Source organism: Pseudoalteromonas aliena SW19 (genome assembly GCF_014905615.1).
GTDB lineage: Bacteria > Pseudomonadota > Gammaproteobacteria > Enterobacterales > Alteromonadaceae > Pseudoalteromonas > Pseudoalteromonas aliena.
In genome coordinates, this window is record NZ_AQGU01000023.1 from 63,574 (window position 1) to 77,553 (window position 13,980).

14 protein-coding genes are annotated in these 13,980 nt (G+C 39.5%); 8 read left to right on the forward strand and 6 right to left on the reverse strand.

The features are described 5' to 3' along the window. Positions 1–53: 53 nt before the first annotated feature. Together lysA and lptM are read right to left on the reverse strand one after the other, a co-directional pair. The gene (lysA, locus tag PALI_RS04920; protein WP_193155083.1) at positions 54–1,307 is read right to left on the reverse strand and encodes a diaminopimelate decarboxylase; all 1,254 of its coding nucleotides are present in this window, start codon (positions 1,305–1,307) and stop codon (positions 54–56) included. After that, complete coding sequence (gene lptM / locus PALI_RS04925) at positions 1,308–1,502, reverse strand: LPS translocon maturation chaperone LptM (protein WP_193155084.1); 195 nt, start codon at positions 1,500–1,502, stop codon at positions 1,308–1,310. Between the two features lie 168 nt (positions 1,503–1,670). Between lptM and cyaY the strand changes: the two genes are divergently transcribed. The 8 genes from cyaY to add all read left to right on the forward strand — a co-directional run bounded on the left by cyaY (position 1,671) and on the right by add (position 11,427). Beyond that, positions 1,671–1,994: an iron donor protein CyaY gene (gene cyaY / locus PALI_RS04930; RefSeq protein ID WP_002960979.1), complete on the forward strand. Its 324-nt coding sequence runs from the start codon at positions 1,671–1,673 to the stop codon at positions 1,992–1,994. Next, positions 1,991–2,647 (forward strand): alpha/beta hydrolase, encoded by a 657-nt coding sequence (locus tag PALI_RS04935; protein ID WP_193155102.1) that lies wholly within the window; start codon positions 1,991–1,993, stop codon positions 2,645–2,647. The genes cyaY and PALI_RS04935 overlap by 4 nt, the downstream gene beginning before the upstream one ends. 22 nt (positions 2,648–2,669) lie before the next feature. Next, positions 2,670–3,644: a DUF2914 domain-containing protein gene (locus PALI_RS04940; RefSeq protein ID WP_138584220.1), complete on the forward strand. Its 975-nt coding sequence runs from the start codon at positions 2,670–2,672 to the stop codon at positions 3,642–3,644. Positions 3,645–3,679: 35 nt separating this feature from the next. Beyond that, positions 3,680–4,618: a hydroxymethylbilane synthase gene (gene hemC, locus PALI_RS04945; RefSeq protein ID WP_138584221.1), complete on the forward strand. Its 939-nt coding sequence runs from the start codon at positions 3,680–3,682 to the stop codon at positions 4,616–4,618. Then, positions 4,618–6,459, forward strand: a complete 1,842-nt coding sequence (locus tag PALI_RS04950; protein ID WP_193155085.1) for a uroporphyrinogen-III synthase — start codon at positions 4,618–4,620, stop codon at positions 6,457–6,459. The genes hemC and PALI_RS04950 overlap by 1 nt, the downstream gene beginning before the upstream one ends. Then, positions 6,456–7,565, forward strand: coding sequence for a heme biosynthesis HemY N-terminal domain-containing protein (locus PALI_RS04955; protein ID WP_193155086.1), 1,110 nt, complete (start codon positions 6,456–6,458; stop codon positions 7,563–7,565). The genes PALI_RS04950 and PALI_RS04955 overlap by 4 nt, the downstream gene beginning before the upstream one ends. Before the next feature lie 50 nt (positions 7,566–7,615). Next, the gene (locus tag PALI_RS04960; protein ID WP_193155087.1) at positions 7,616–10,300 is read left to right on the forward strand and encodes an ATP-binding protein; all 2,685 of its coding nucleotides are present in this window, start codon (positions 7,616–7,618) and stop codon (positions 10,298–10,300) included. A 125-nt stretch (positions 10,301–10,425) separates the two neighbouring features. After that, the gene (add, locus tag PALI_RS04965; RefSeq protein WP_193155088.1) at positions 10,426–11,427 is read left to right on the forward strand and encodes an adenosine deaminase; all 1,002 of its coding nucleotides are present in this window, start codon (positions 10,426–10,428) and stop codon (positions 11,425–11,427) included. A 60-nt stretch (positions 11,428–11,487) separates the two neighbouring features. Here the strand turns inward: add and PALI_RS04970 are convergent, their stop codons facing one another. From PALI_RS04970 to fre, 4 genes are all read right to left on the reverse strand, one after another. Continuing rightward, complete coding sequence (locus tag PALI_RS04970; RefSeq protein WP_193155089.1) at positions 11,488–11,898, reverse strand: CBS domain-containing protein; 411 nt, start codon at positions 11,896–11,898, stop codon at positions 11,488–11,490. 129 nt (positions 11,899–12,027) lie between these two features. Further along, positions 12,028–12,741 carry a helix-turn-helix transcriptional regulator gene (locus PALI_RS04975; protein WP_193155090.1) on the reverse strand — a complete coding sequence of 238 codons (714 nt, stop codon included), beginning with the start codon at positions 12,739–12,741 and terminating at the stop codon, positions 12,028–12,030. 29 nt (positions 12,742–12,770) lie between these two features. Next, complete coding sequence (locus PALI_RS04980) at positions 12,771–13,094, reverse strand: hypothetical protein (protein ID WP_226894492.1); 324 nt, start codon at positions 13,092–13,094, stop codon at positions 12,771–12,773. Between the two features lie 101 nt (positions 13,095–13,195). Further along, on the reverse strand, positions 13,196–13,909 hold the full coding sequence (gene fre / locus PALI_RS04985) for an NAD(P)H-flavin reductase (protein ID WP_193155091.1): 714 nt from the start codon (positions 13,907–13,909) through the stop codon (positions 13,196–13,198). Between the last annotated feature and the right edge of the window lie 71 nt (positions 13,910–13,980).

Below are 13,980 nucleotides of genomic sequence, written 5' to 3' on the forward strand. Positions count from 1 at the left end.
TCGGTTTTGCTCTGTGCTAATCATGCCACAGAGCAGCTAGTAGACAAAAACGTTTATGGTAAAATTTTCTCACCTTGATAAAGGCTTTCAATAGTTTCGCGTTCGCGAATAAGATGATGATGCTCGCCATCTACCATTATTTCTGCGGCACGCGGGCGCGAGTTGTAGTTTGAGCTCATGGTAAAGCCATATGCACCTGCACTTCGTTGTGCGAGTAAATCGCCTTGTTTAAGCGCAAGTTCGCGATCTTTTCCTAAAAAGTCGCCCGTTTCGCACACCGGACCCACAATATCAAAGTTGTGAGTAGGTGTTTCGTCGTCGCGAACGGATACCGGAATAATTTTTTGCCACGCTTGATAAAGTGCAGGGCGCAGCATGTCGTTCATACCTGCATCGACAATAGCAAAAAATTTGTCTTGGTTTTGTTTAATAAATTCAACTTGAGTCACTAAAATACCAGCGTTCGCAGCAATAGCGCGTCCTGGTTCAAAAATAAGTTCAAGGTGTTTATAGTTTGCTAAGCGCTCGGTAACTTGCGCTGCATATTCACTTGGGTGTGGTGGTTGCTCGTTGTTATATGGCACGCCTAGACCGCCACCAATATCTAAGTGCGTTAGCTCAATACCGTTGGTTTTTAGCTCATCAATAAGCGCCATTAATTTATCAAGGGCTTCTAAAAATGGTCTAACTTCAGTCAATTGCGAACCAATATGGCAATCAACACCAATAATTTTTAAACCAGGTAAAGCCGCTGCTTGTTGATAAACACTTACTGCAGTTTGAATATCAATGCCAAACTTATTTTCTTTTAAACCGGTAGAAATATACGGATGTGTTTTTGCATCGATATCGGGATTGACGCGAATAGAAATAGGCGCTTCTAAATTAAGTTCGCACGCAACTTCAGAGATACGCTCAAGTTCAGAGACAGATTCTACATTAAAACATTTAATCCCCAACTTTAATGCATACGCTATTTCATCAGATGTTTTAGCAACGCCTGAAAAAACCACTTTAGAAGCGTCTCCACCTGCTTTAATAACTCGCGCAAGTTCGCCTTTAGAAACAATATCGAAACCCGATCCTAAGCGCGCCAATATATTAAGCACGGCAATATTAGAGTTTGCTTTTACTGCATAGCAGACCAAACTTTTATGGTTTTTAGTGGCGTTAGCAAATGCTAAATAATGGCGTTCAAAGGTCGCGCGTGAATACACATAACAGGGCGTACCGTACTGTTGTGCAATGCTTGCAATACTTACCTCTTCAGCAAACAGTTGATTATTTTTATAGTTAAAAAAATCCATTTACTGCTCCTGTTTTACTTGTGCATTTACCTGCTCTTCGGCAATAGCGGGTTTAGCTGTATCTTGGGGTTGATTTTGCTCTGTTTGTTGCTCTGGTAAATATAACGGACCGCTTTGTCCGCAGCCAGCTAAGGCGCTTAACAGTACAGTGCTTATTAATAGTTTTTTTAATTGTAAGGTATGCGTCGCTTTCATTAGATTAATACGGTTGCTGGCTTTATAATCGCAGAGTAACAGAATATCTAAAAAATGCAGCTATTCGCGGATGATTTTATTCCTGTTACACTAGCTTCACATTTTTAAAGCTAATTCAAAGCTAAACTGTACCCAATATTAGGCGGCTCGCCTGCAAAGGAAATAACAATGACTGAACACGAATATCACCAATTAGCCGAAGCTCTTATGTTCACTATTGAAGAGCAGGTTGATGATTGCGAAGCTGATTTAGATTATGAATCGGCACAAGGTATTTTAGAAATTATTTTTCCTGACAAAAGTAAAATAGTGATCAACAAACAAGCACCTCTTCATCAAGTGTGGGTTGCAACGAAGTTTAACGGTCATCATTTTGAAATGCGTGATGGACTATGGATTGATAACCGATCTGGTGCTGAGTTTTGGGCATTTATAAATGAAGCCTCAACGCGCCAAGCTGGCCAAGAAGTTAAATGGCAATCATCACTATGAGTTTAGAATTTGTAGAATACCCAGCCCAAGGTGAGCACAAAGCGACCGTTATTTGGTTACATGGTTTAGGTGATTCAGGTGATGGTTTTGCACCTGTTGCACCGCAGTTAAATTTACCGAGTGGACTAGGTATACGGTTTGTTTTTCCGCATGCGCCAGTGCAACCGGTCACCATAAATGGTGGCATGGAAATGCGTTCTTGGTACGACATTAAATCTATAGAGTTAGATAAACGTGCCGATGAACAGGGCGTGAGAGACTCGGCTGCGAAAGTAGAAGCGTTAATCAATCAAGAAATTGCTAACGGCATACCGGCTAATAAAATCATTTTAGCTGGCTTTTCTCAAGGGGGGGTTGTGTCGCTACATTTAGCGCCGCGTTTTGAGCAAAAGCTTGGCGGTGTTATGGCGCTGTCTACTTATATGTGTGTGCCGCAAAAATTTACTGACGAAGCAAAGCATACTGATTTAAATGTATTTATGGCGCATGGTAGCCAAGATAACGTAGTACCGCATAGTGCGGGCAGAAGTGCGTTTGAAGTATTAACAGCACATAACATGGATGTAAGCTGGCAAGAATATCCAATGGCTCATCAAGTTTGCGCAGAAGAACTGCAAGCTATCCGCCAATGGTTAATTGCTCGTTTAAGTTAATTTTGCAACCGCTGAGGTCAATATGAGTCAAAAAATAGTTATTAAAGCAAATGTTAAACGCGAACTACAAGAGAGCGTACCAACGGTAAGCTACGAGTGGAATTGGCGTCGTATTGTGAGTATTGCTATGTTGGTATTAATGACCTCTGCAGCTGTTGTGTATGGTTTAACAGCGTCTGTCAGTGCAGAGCAAGGCGAGCATCCAAATGAGCAAGAGCACTTCTTAAGTTTTAGTAATAGCGCTGCGAGCCAGACAAGCGATGAAGCAACAGGTGTTGAGCCTAAGCAACTAACAAATATCCCTGAAGAGTCTGTAGAGATAACACAGATGAGTATTGAACCGTTATTAGCTTTGCAAAATGAAAATCAAAAAAACATTTCAAGTAATACACCTAGCGAAGTCGATTTTGTAAACAATGATACGATTTTATTAGCTAACAACGAAATTGTGACTGATCAAAGCGAAAGCATTAATACAGAGTTAAACTCAAATCTTGATAATGAAGTGCAACAAGAAACCGCAGAAGCTCAAAATACAACAGAGCCTGCTAATCAGAGTAACTTACTCTTAGAGTTAGAAAACGATGATGGCGCATTGAGTGGCACTGAAGGTTTTTCGCCTACAGCTCAGGTTGCAAGTGTCGCATTGGGCGCACAAATTGATACGGATAAAATTAGCCGCGCGGTATTGACGCGTAAAGTAAGTAAGCGTGAGCCTACCAATGTGTTTGCTGCTGATGTTCGCTTGAGCCAGTTTGAGGATTCACTGTCATTTTTTAGTGAGTTAAAAGGTTTACAAGGGCAGCAGGTAAGGCATATATGGACCTTTGAGGGCAGCGTTATGGCAGAAATTTCGCTTAATGTCACATCTACTCGTTATAGAACGTACTCAACAAAAAACATTATGGATACACAAGCCGGTCACTGGCGTGTAGACGTAGTTGACGAACAAGGTAATTTAATTGCCCAAAAAGAATTTAGAATTTTAGCTGACTAAATACAGCTAAACGCAGTAATTAATTGGATACCCTTATGACAGAAAAAACAAAATTAGTACGCATCGCAACTCGTAAAAGCGCTTTAGCACTTTGGCAAGCTGAGTTTGTAAAAGCACAACTAGAGCATTTTCATGCAGATGTGCGTGTTGAATTAGTCCCAATGTCGACACAAGGGGACATTATATTAGATACCCCACTGGCTAAAATTGGCGGCAAAGGCTTGTTTGTTAAAGAGCTTGAACAAGCCATGTTAGATGGTCGTGCTGATATTGCGGTGCATTCTATGAAAGATGTACCCGTAGAGTTTCCAGAAGGATTAGCACTGCATACTATTTGTGAGCGTGAGGATCCACGTGATGCGTTTGTATCAAATAATTTTGCTAATTTAAGCGAGCTACCACAGGGCGCTATTGTCGGTACTTCTAGTTTACGCCGTCAGTGCCAAATTAAAGCACTTCGCCCTGATTTAGATATTCGTGATTTGCGCGGTAATGTAAATACACGTTTAGCTAAATTAGATGACGGCCAATACGATGCCATTATTTTAGCGGCTGCTGGGCTTATTCGTTTGGAAATGGAGGATCGTATTGCTGATTACATTGAGCCAGAAGTGTCGTTACCAGCAAATGGTCAAGGTGCTGTAGGTATTGAATGTCGTATCGATGACGAAGTAACAAAAGCGTTACTTGCCCCACTTGAGCATACGCAGACACGTATTCGTGTGAATGCAGAACGTGCGATGAATCGTCACTTAGAAGGCGGTTGTCAAGTACCTATTGGTGCTTATGCATTAGTTGATGGCGAACAGGTACATTTACGCGGTTTAGTTGGCGCAATTGATGGTAGCGAAATTTTACGTGACGAAGTAACCGGTCATATAAATGACGCAGAAATATTAGGCACTGAGCTTGCTAAAAAATTACTTGCGCAAGGTGCAGATAAAATTTTAGCTGAAGTATATCGAGACGCGTAATGCCACATATTCTGATAACTCGGCCCGAAGGAAAAGGCGTATCTCTTGCCCAACAACTTGAGCAAGCGGGTTATCAGGCGTCTTTATTCCCTGTATTAAAAATAGCTTATTTAACCCCCTCTAACACGCAGCTTAGTCCGTTAATAAATGCAGATAAAATTATTTTTATTTCGCAAGATGCGGTTAATGCCCTTGCACTATTAAAGCCAAATATAAATACAAAAGCGCAGTTTTATGCGGTAGGGCAGCAAACTGCCGACACAATATACGCGTTATTTGGTGTGCGAGCCGCGATACCTAAGCAGTATGATTCTGAAGGTTTGCTGGCGCTAAAGTCACTTGCTGAGGTTGATGGTAGTAGTATAGCATTAGTTAAAGGGCAAGGTGGTCGCCCTGATATAGCTAAAGTGCTTAAAGAGCGTGGTGCATTTTTAAATAATTGCGTCGTATACAAACGAGAACCAGTGAGTGGGCTAGTTAATAGCTGGACAGACCACTGGCAAAGCAATAATGTACACGGTATAGTCATAACAAGTAATGCAGCAGTCGATGCCATTTTTACTCCCCTCGCTGCACCACAAAAACAATGGTTACAACAGTGTCAGTTTTATGTTGCCAGCGAGCGCATAGCCGCATATTTACAACAGCAACAAGTAAGCTTGGCTAATATACATATTGCAGCAGGAGCTAGCGATGACGCTATGTTTGCCTGCATTAATCAGCAAGGTAGCACCATGAGCGAACAGTCAAAGTCGATAACGACAGAAAAAAATACACCAACAACAGCAAGCACGGCTTCAGCCAAGTCAACTAAGCAAGAGCCAGTCACTGCAAAAAATGCCGCAGACAGAAATAAACAAAAAGTGAGTAAGGTGGCAACACTTGCGCTGCTTGTTTCGCTTATTGTCGCTTCTGGTGTTGGATACGATTTTTATCAAAAATTAAATGCTGGTAAAGCGCAAAACCTAGCGGTTAATGACTTGAATGAGCAAAATAAGTTACTGACTCAAGAGCTGCAAGCACTTAAGTCAGCCCAATCTAATTTTCAACAAGCGTTGTCTAATAGCGAGAAAAAAATTGCCGCAGCGCTAAGTGAAAGTGCAGCTCAAAATCAGCAAGAACTAAAAGCAGCTTTGCAAAAAGCGCAGCAACAAAGCTCGTCTTTAAACCCACAAGAAGTAACCAGCTTACAACGTATGGCTGAGTTTAAGTTATGGGCTGAGAAAGATTACCAAGGCACCAGTGCAGTTTTAAAACGCTTAGACGCATTGCTTAGTGAACACCCAGGTACAGTTGAAGTTCGCCAAGCTATTATGCAAGACATACAAACACTTGATAGCCTTAAACCTGTTGCAACAGAGGCTATTTATTTACAGCTAAACAGTGTGCTAACAAGTATTGATGACTTAGTATTTAACGCCGTTAATTTACCTCAAGAAGCCGCTGTAATTGACGAAAATGCTTTAAGTGATAATGTGAGTGATTGGCAGCAAAATTTAAGCAATAGTTGGAATAAGATTGTTGATAGTTTCATCACTGTTCGTCAGCATGAGGGCGTTTCTATTGAGCCACTACTTACCGAACAAGAACGCCATCTAATTAATCAGCGTATTAAACTTAATCTTACCCAAGCACAAGATGCACTAATGAGTAAGCAGGCAAGTATTTTCTTTAACGCTTTGAGCGAGGCAAAACGCTTAGTGGCTGAATACTTCAAACAAGGCGATGATGCAACTAAGTCAGTACTCAAAGCGTTATCAAATCTTGAAAAAGAGCAGCTTAACTTTAATCCAGAAGTAACACTGCAAAGTACACAAAAGGTTAAGGAGTGGGCGCAATGATAGGGTTAATTATATTAATTGTCGCTATTGTTGCTGTAATAGCGATTACCCCGTTTGCATTAGATGAAAAAGGCTACGTGCTTATTTCATTTAACAATACAACGATAGAGGGAACGATAGTTTCGTTTTGTATTATGGCGATAGTTACAGCTATTGTTTTATATTTAACATACAAGCTAATACGTTATTTGTTATCGATTTATCACAACACTAAACATGGCTTTTTTGCACGTAGCCAAGAGCGCAAACAAGCAGCTATTGAGCAGGCTTTGTGGAGTGCTATTAACGATGATTATGAGCATGTAGAGCAGGCTTTATCGGGCAATAGCGTACCAGATAAGTTTGAAGATATTCGCTTAGCATTACTTGCCAAAGCAGCGCTTGCTAATAATCAAACAGATAAAGCACTTGAGCGTTTATTTGAAATAAGCCCAGAGCATCAATTAAAAGTAGCAAAGTTATGGTTGGCAAGTGGTGACAGCAGTGCGATTGAATCGCAAATGCGTGTGAGTGCTGAATCTAAAAAAGCGACTGCACTTGAGTTAAAACTGTATACCGAGGTGTTAGTGCAACAACAGCACTTTAGTGCTTTAGAAGAGTTTTTACCACGATTGCTACGCCAAAAAGTATTTTCAAGTGAGCAATGGACGCGTGTTTTTAGTGCTTACTTTTCGGCTCAGCCAGTTGATAAAATTACGAGTAAATATAAACAACTACCTAAAAAGCTACAAGCCTACGCACACACAGCTTATTTGGCGACAATGGCTTCGGCAGGTCAACTTATTGAGGTTGAGGGCGATTTAATTAAAATGGTTAAACATAATGACCAACACGAACAACTTGCTTTTATATTAAACGGTGCAACTAATGGCAATGCAATTAAGTTGCAAACAAGTATTCAGGAACGCCTTAAAAAAGATGACAATAATAATGCATTATTGTTAGGGCTTGCTTGTCTTGCCAATGCACAAGGTGATTACGATCTTGCTGCCAGAGTGTTTGATAAAGCGCTAAATCCAGAGAATAAAAAGCAATTCTCCCAACAAGCAGCATTAAGCTATAAAAACAGTGCACAAGCAGAAAAGGCGCTCGTCTTGTATCAATAAATCACTACACTATAATTACTTAATGTTTTTATAGTTTGGGAGCAAAAGCAGTGAAAAAGTTTTTATTATTAACCTTTAGCTTGGCTTGTGCTTACTTCTTTACTGGGTATTTTAGTAACACTCTTCTTGCTATAGATGGTTATGCTGTTGCTTCATGGCCACCTTCAGGCATTGCCCTCGCTAGCTTTTTAATTTGGGGTCGCAGGGCATTAATTGGCATTATACTTGGTGCTTTGCTCACCAATTTAATTCATCTTGATGAAGCCGTCGACATTCTGCATTTGAATGTATTTTTACAGGCGGTTTGTGTAACGTTAGCTGCGACTGTGCAAGCCTGGGTAGGCAGGCACATTATTGTTAATATAATAAAAGCGCCCCTCGATTTATCTTCTTTAAAATCTAGCATACAAAGTTTAATTGTTGGTGGGCCATTATGCTGCGTAATAGCTGCAAGTGTTGGTACTAGCTTATTAGTTTTAAATAAAGTAATACCTGCCCACGCCGCCTTTGATAATTTTATAGCATGGTGGATAGGCGATAGCATTGGCGTACTTATTTTTACACCATTAGTGCTTGCCGCTTTTAATTATTCTGAAATGCGCCATCGTTTACAGGTCATTTTACCTTCGTTATTAATTTATACGCTTATTAGTATCAGCTTTTACGGCGCAGCGAGTGTTAAAAAAGAAAAAGCTAGTCAAAAGCAAGAAGCGAAAGTACTTGCTATGCAAAATGCTATTGCTCATAAAGTCGATGAAATAACGGCCCATTTGGGTTTGTTAGCCACATTTATTGCAAGTAGTGAAAATGTTACTTTTAATGAATTTAAGCACTTCACTTCAAAGCAGCTTGATTATACTCAGGAAATAGTTGCATTTGAATGGGTGCCCTATGTGCCTATAAGTAACTTAAAAAGTTTTGAGTCGGCATTTAATATAACCAACACTGATAAATTTTATGTGAAAGAGCAATCTAAGGACGGTTCCTTTCTACCCGTAAGTGAGCGCTCTTTTTATTATCCCGTAGCATACGTTAATCCTTTAGCTGGAAATGAAGACGTGATTGGTTTTGATCTTGCGTCAACCTCGGTGAGAAGTACTGCAATAAATAAAGCAAAAATACTAAATGAATTAGTTCTAAGTGAACAAATAGATTTAGTACAAAACAACACTAAAAAAGGCACTTTATTTTTACAGCCCGTGTTTGGCGATACGTCCATAGAAAGTAATTTTAAGGGCTTTGCTGTTGTGGTTGTGAGCTTAGAAAAATTCTCTCAATCTTTATTATTTGACCAAAATAACCTTATCACAACGAGCTTTTTTGATATAACGACGGCAAATACTAAAAAGCCCATGTATGCTGCTAACAGTGATTCGTTAACACTCATAAAAAGCTACCAATTACTGATTGGCAAGCGCATGTGGCAAATCGAATTACACGAACCCGTTGTACGTACGTCATGGTTATTGTATTGGCTTGCACAAATAGTGGGAATGTTATTTGTGTGGTTACTTATCTCTTTTTTAATATCGGTAACGGGTACGAACATACAAATTCGTGAGCAAGTGGCTAAACAAACACGTATTTTGCGTCAAGAAAAGCAAAAAGCAGATGAAGCGAGTCATATTAAAGGTCAATTTTTAGCAAATATGAGCCACGAAGTTCGAACTCCTATAAATGGTATAAAAGGGTTGCACTACTTGGCGCTGCAACAAAATGATTGGCAGCAAGCTCGAAATTATATAGAGCAAGCAGATGGGGCACTTGGTGTGTTATTAAGAGTATTAAACGACGTACTCGACTTTTCGAAAATGGAAGCTGGTAAACTTGATTTAATACAAGAGCCTATTAATGTTGGCAGTTTAGTTGATGAAGTAATTAACTTAATGCAGTTTGAAGCAGATGTTAAATCATTAACGCTTAACCTCGATTACGATAGAGCAACAGATTTAATTATTCATACCGACTCGATTCGTTTAAAACAAGTTCTTTTAAATTTACTTAACAACGCAGTGAAATTTACTGCACAAGGTTGTATTACGCTTAAAGTATGGCAGTCAAAAAAAATGACCTATTTTAGTGTAAATGATACCGGTATTGGTATTAATGAGAAGGCTCAAAAACAATTGTTTAAACCATTTTCACAGGCCGATAGCTCGACCTCTCGTCAATATGGTGGTACGGGGCTGGGCTTAAGTATTTGCAAAAAATTGGTTGAACTAATGGGCGGAGCTATTGATTTGGCAAGCTATGAGGGAAAGGGTTCTACATTTACTTTTAGCTTACCAATTATTTCTGCTTTACCTAAAGCAGAGCAAGTAGATCAACAATACAATGATATAGATGTTGAGAGTTTGTCATTTACAAACTGTAAGTTGTTATTAGTTGAGGATAACCTTCTTAATCAGTATGTAGCGAATGCTATTTTGAAAACAAAAGGGTGTATTGCAGATATAGCGTGTGATGGGTTTGAGGCCATTGAGAAGCTCACAGAGAAGAGTTATGACATTGTTTTAATGGATATTCAAATGCCCAGAATGGATGGCTTACAAGCGACTAAAGTTATTCGAAATGAGCTCGGGTTGGTTGACTTACCTATTATTGGTTTATCCGCTAATGCGCATGATGTCGATGTTAAAAAAGCGCTCACCAGTGGAATGGATAATTATATGACCAAACCAATTGATGCAAATACACTGTTCAAGATATTAGGGCATTATTTGTCGAATCGATAAGTTACGTTATTTTTGCATAAAAAGCAGACATATGACCGCTTAAGTTTACTGCAAACCATATAGACTTGAAAAATAACACTATCTGCGTATCATGCGCGCAAATTTAACTAAACTGGGTTGCTATTATGATAAATAGAAAATTACCTTTGCTGGATATTCATCGCCATTTAGACGGTAATGTACGTGCGCAAACCATATTAGAACTTGGTCGTCAGTTTAATATAGAGCTACCAGCAGATACCGTTGAGGCACTCATTCCTCATGTTCAAGTTATTGACCCCGAGCCAAACCTTATGGCTTTTTTACAAAAATTAGATTGGGGTGTCACCGTACTTGGTGACTACGATGCATGCAGACGTATTGCAATTGAAAACATTGAGGACGCACAAGCTCAAGGCCTTGATTACGTTGAACTTCGGTTTAGCCCTTATTATATGGCGCAAAGCCAAGGTTTACATCCTGAAGGGGTTGTAGAGGCGGTTGTTGATGGTATTAAATCAGCAACAAAGGGCGTGAATATAAAAGCTAACTTGATTGGTATTTTGTCGCGAACTTATGGCGTGAAAACGTGTCAAAAAGAGCTTGATGCATTACTCGCATTTAAAAATGATTTAGTCGCTGTTGATTTAGCCGGTGACGAAATTGGTTTTCCGGGTGAGCTATTTGTAGAACACTTTAAGCAAGTACGAAATGCGTATTTAGCATCGACTATTCATGCGGGTGAAGCGCTCGGTGCCCCAAGTATTTGGCAAGCAATTAATGAACTTGGTGCGAGCCGAATAGGGCATGGCGTTAAAGCAATTGAAGATCCAAAACTAATGGATTATTTACGCGATAACCGTATTGGTATTGAGTCGTGCTTAACAAGTAATATTCAAACCAGCACAGTAAACGATTTAGCTAAACACCCGCTTAAACAGTTTTTAGATCATGGTATTTTAGCGTGTATTAATACTGATGACCCTGCGGTTGAAGGAATTGAAATTGAATATGAGTATGTCGTTGCAGCGCCTAAGGCTGGCCTATCTCAAGTTGATATGGAAAAAGCGCAAGCAAATGCATTAGAAATAGCATTTTTAAGCGATAGCGACAAAAAAGAGCTTTCAGCACTCGTTAGCGCACGTTAATTTAAGAGTATTAAAAATGCCGCTTTATATAAGCGGCATTTTTGTATCTGGAACTTAAATTTAGTGTGTTTGGCAGCTCATGTAGTTATCGTAAAGCGCTTTAAGTACATCAGCTCGGCTGATCATGCCGATTACTTCAATGCCATCTACAACAGGGTAGTTTTTTGGTTTACCAGGCTGCATTTGCTCTGCAAGCTCAATAATATTGGTGTCGCCGCTAACAGTAACTACTTCTGTTTGCATAAGCTGTGAAACTTTAACCATACCATCACAAAAATAGCTGCTTTGTGTCAGTGGCTTTAAAAGCTCTTGCTCAGAAATAAACCCTACTAGGCATTTATCTTTATCAAACACTGGTGCACCAAGCAGTTTAAATTTTTGTAGTTCTGCTATGGCTGTTGTCATTTCTGTATCCGGTGTTATGTTTGGCAGCTTACGCTGCATAAAATCTTTTACTTGTGTATTTAGCATTTGGGTCTCTCCCGCTGATGTTCTACACAAAGTATGGTTTATAGATAGGAATTTAGGAAATTGTTTATATTGATGAGTGTGATAGGAAGAAACAATCAGCCTGCTAATTAGCGGGCTGGGTCATGGTATTTACTGATGGCATTGATCATCTGATTTAGTTTGGTATTTTGCTTTAACTAACTCAATATAATGCGCGAGGTTTTTCTGTGGATTTGTATCAAAAGTGTTAGTTAATGAAACAATACTTTGAATGCGATCTAAACGGAACTCTCGATAATCACTGCGTAACTGACAATAGGCAATGAGCGTCCATTTTGCCCCCCAATATACGAGGCCGAGAGGGTCTGTAATACGATGGCTTGGCTGCTGGTTTACATCAAGATAATGAAATTCAATACAGGTTTTATTAGTAATGGCTTTGCGAAGTTGCAAGGTGATTTCTTGATGGGCTTTATCATGGCTAAACGTAGATACTAAATAAGGTAATTCTTCGACTTGTTGCTTTAGTTTTTCAGGTAATACGGCGTTTATTTTAGTAATTGCAGCTTGAGCACTTGCCGCTAGCTGTGGATCAGTCCATGCACTGACCATTTTGCTTCCCAATAATAGTGCTTGTAGTTCCTCAAGGGTAAACATCATCGGCGGTAGGTCGTAATCGGCAATTAGATAACCAGTACCGGCTTCACCTTCAACCGGCACGCCCGAACTCTGTAAATGCTGGATATTACGGTAAATTGTTCGTTGAGATATCTTTAATTTATTAGCAAGCTCGTTTGCAGTAATCGCAAAGCGGCGACTTTTTAGTATATTTACCAGTTGAAATAGCCGCTCTGATTTATGCATTGGTTATCCTTATTTCAAAAAATAAAGTGTTAACTTTGTTGGCAAGCTGTTTGGCTAAGCACTTCAAAACGATCCAACTTTATCGATTCTTTTGCAATTAGAGAGGTGTACAGTTGGCAAATAGTACTATTAAAAAATGTATCACAAAGTTTTTTTGCATCAGCAACTGTAGCAAAATAAATGATACTACTATATTGCTGGGTATCGGCTTGTTTAGCAAGGGAGCGGTAAAGTACGCCTGATTGGTTATCAATATAATGCTGAAAATTATTATTAGCGATGTGAAACTGCGCTAAGTTTGTATCAGTATTTAATTTGAAATTTACAACTTCTATTAAATTTGTGGTCATCATAGTTCTCCTTGTTTAAGAAGAGCTAAGTAAATCATAGCGGGCTGTCAGGGAGTGTCAGTAACCAACTTAATGATAAAACTAAGTTGGTTACTATTGTTAAACTATTTTATAAACGCAAATGCATCGGCGTACATATTTTCGCGGATTGCACCATGTGCTAGAAAATCATCACGGACGATACCTATCATGTCAAAACGACCTGCCATATAAATATCGTATGGTTCTAGTGATACAATATCTTGCATTACTGCTTTATGTACATAGCCAGTATGACCTTGCCAATTAGCAGATGGGTTTTCTACCACAGGAATAAACTCAAAGTTTTTGTGGCTATCGGCCCACGCTTGCATTTCTGCATGTGCGTATAATGCTGATTCTTCTTTTGCACCCCAGTAAAACAGCACAGGGCGGTCGCATTTAATTTCAGCTAAATGATCAGCCATTGATTTGGCGTATGAAAAACCAGTACCGCCAGCAAGCAAAATAATAGGACGCTTACATTGCAGGCGTAATTGCGAAATACCAAGTCCAGCCTCTATATCTACTAGCTGCTCGTTGCTATGCGCATTTCGTAAATGTTCTAGCGATTGCATTGCATAAGAGTCGGCACCAGATGCGCCAATATGCAGTTCTATTTCGTCACATTGCGAAGGGCGGCTAGCAATAGAAAAAGCACGCTTATCTTTTTCACCCAATACCAGTTGCATGTATTGGCCTGCTTCAAAGGTCACAGGTTGTTGTGGCTTTAAAATTACTTTATGAACAAATTCTGTAAGTGGGCTGATAGCTACAACTTCAGCTTTTAATGTTTGCATTTTTTACCTTTTAGCAGCGCTTTTAACAGCAGATACGCAATCGAATGACTCGATTCTAGCATATCTGCAGG

What these genes read in the sequence shown, in the direction of transcription:
- lysA (WP_193155083.1), bottom strand. Translation starts at nt 1,307, where the DNA reads ATGGATTTTTTTAACTATAAAAATAATCAACTGTTTGCTGAAGAGGTA.
- lptM (WP_193155084.1), bottom strand. Translation starts at nt 1,502, where the DNA reads ATGAAAGCGACGCATACCTTACAATTAAAAAAACTATTAATAAGCACT.
- cyaY (WP_002960979.1), top strand. Translation starts at nt 1,671, where the DNA reads ATGACTGAACACGAATATCACCAATTAGCCGAAGCTCTTATGTTCACT.
- PALI_RS04935 (WP_193155102.1), top strand. Translation starts at nt 1,991, where the DNA reads ATGAGTTTAGAATTTGTAGAATACCCAGCCCAAGGTGAGCACAAAGCG.
- PALI_RS04940 (WP_138584220.1), top strand. Translation starts at nt 2,670, where the DNA reads ATGAGTCAAAAAATAGTTATTAAAGCAAATGTTAAACGCGAACTACAA.
- hemC (WP_138584221.1), top strand. Translation starts at nt 3,680, where the DNA reads ATGACAGAAAAAACAAAATTAGTACGCATCGCAACTCGTAAAAGCGCT.
- PALI_RS04950 (WP_193155085.1), top strand. Translation starts at nt 4,618, where the DNA reads ATGCCACATATTCTGATAACTCGGCCCGAAGGAAAAGGCGTATCTCTT.
- PALI_RS04955 (WP_193155086.1), top strand. Translation starts at nt 6,456, where the DNA reads ATGATAGGGTTAATTATATTAATTGTCGCTATTGTTGCTGTAATAGCG.
- add (WP_193155088.1), top strand. Translation starts at nt 10,426, where the DNA reads ATGATAAATAGAAAATTACCTTTGCTGGATATTCATCGCCATTTAGAC.
- PALI_RS04970 (WP_193155089.1), bottom strand. Translation starts at nt 11,898, where the DNA reads ATGCTAAATACACAAGTAAAAGATTTTATGCAGCGTAAGCTGCCAAAC.
- PALI_RS04975 (WP_193155090.1), bottom strand. Translation starts at nt 12,741, where the DNA reads ATGCATAAATCAGAGCGGCTATTTCAACTGGTAAATATACTAAAAAGT.
- PALI_RS04980 (WP_226894492.1), bottom strand. Translation starts at nt 13,094, where the DNA reads ATGATGACCACAAATTTAATAGAAGTTGTAAATTTCAAATTAAATACT.
- fre (WP_193155091.1), bottom strand. Translation starts at nt 13,909, where the DNA reads ATGCAAACATTAAAAGCTGAAGTTGTAGCTATCAGCCCACTTACAGAA.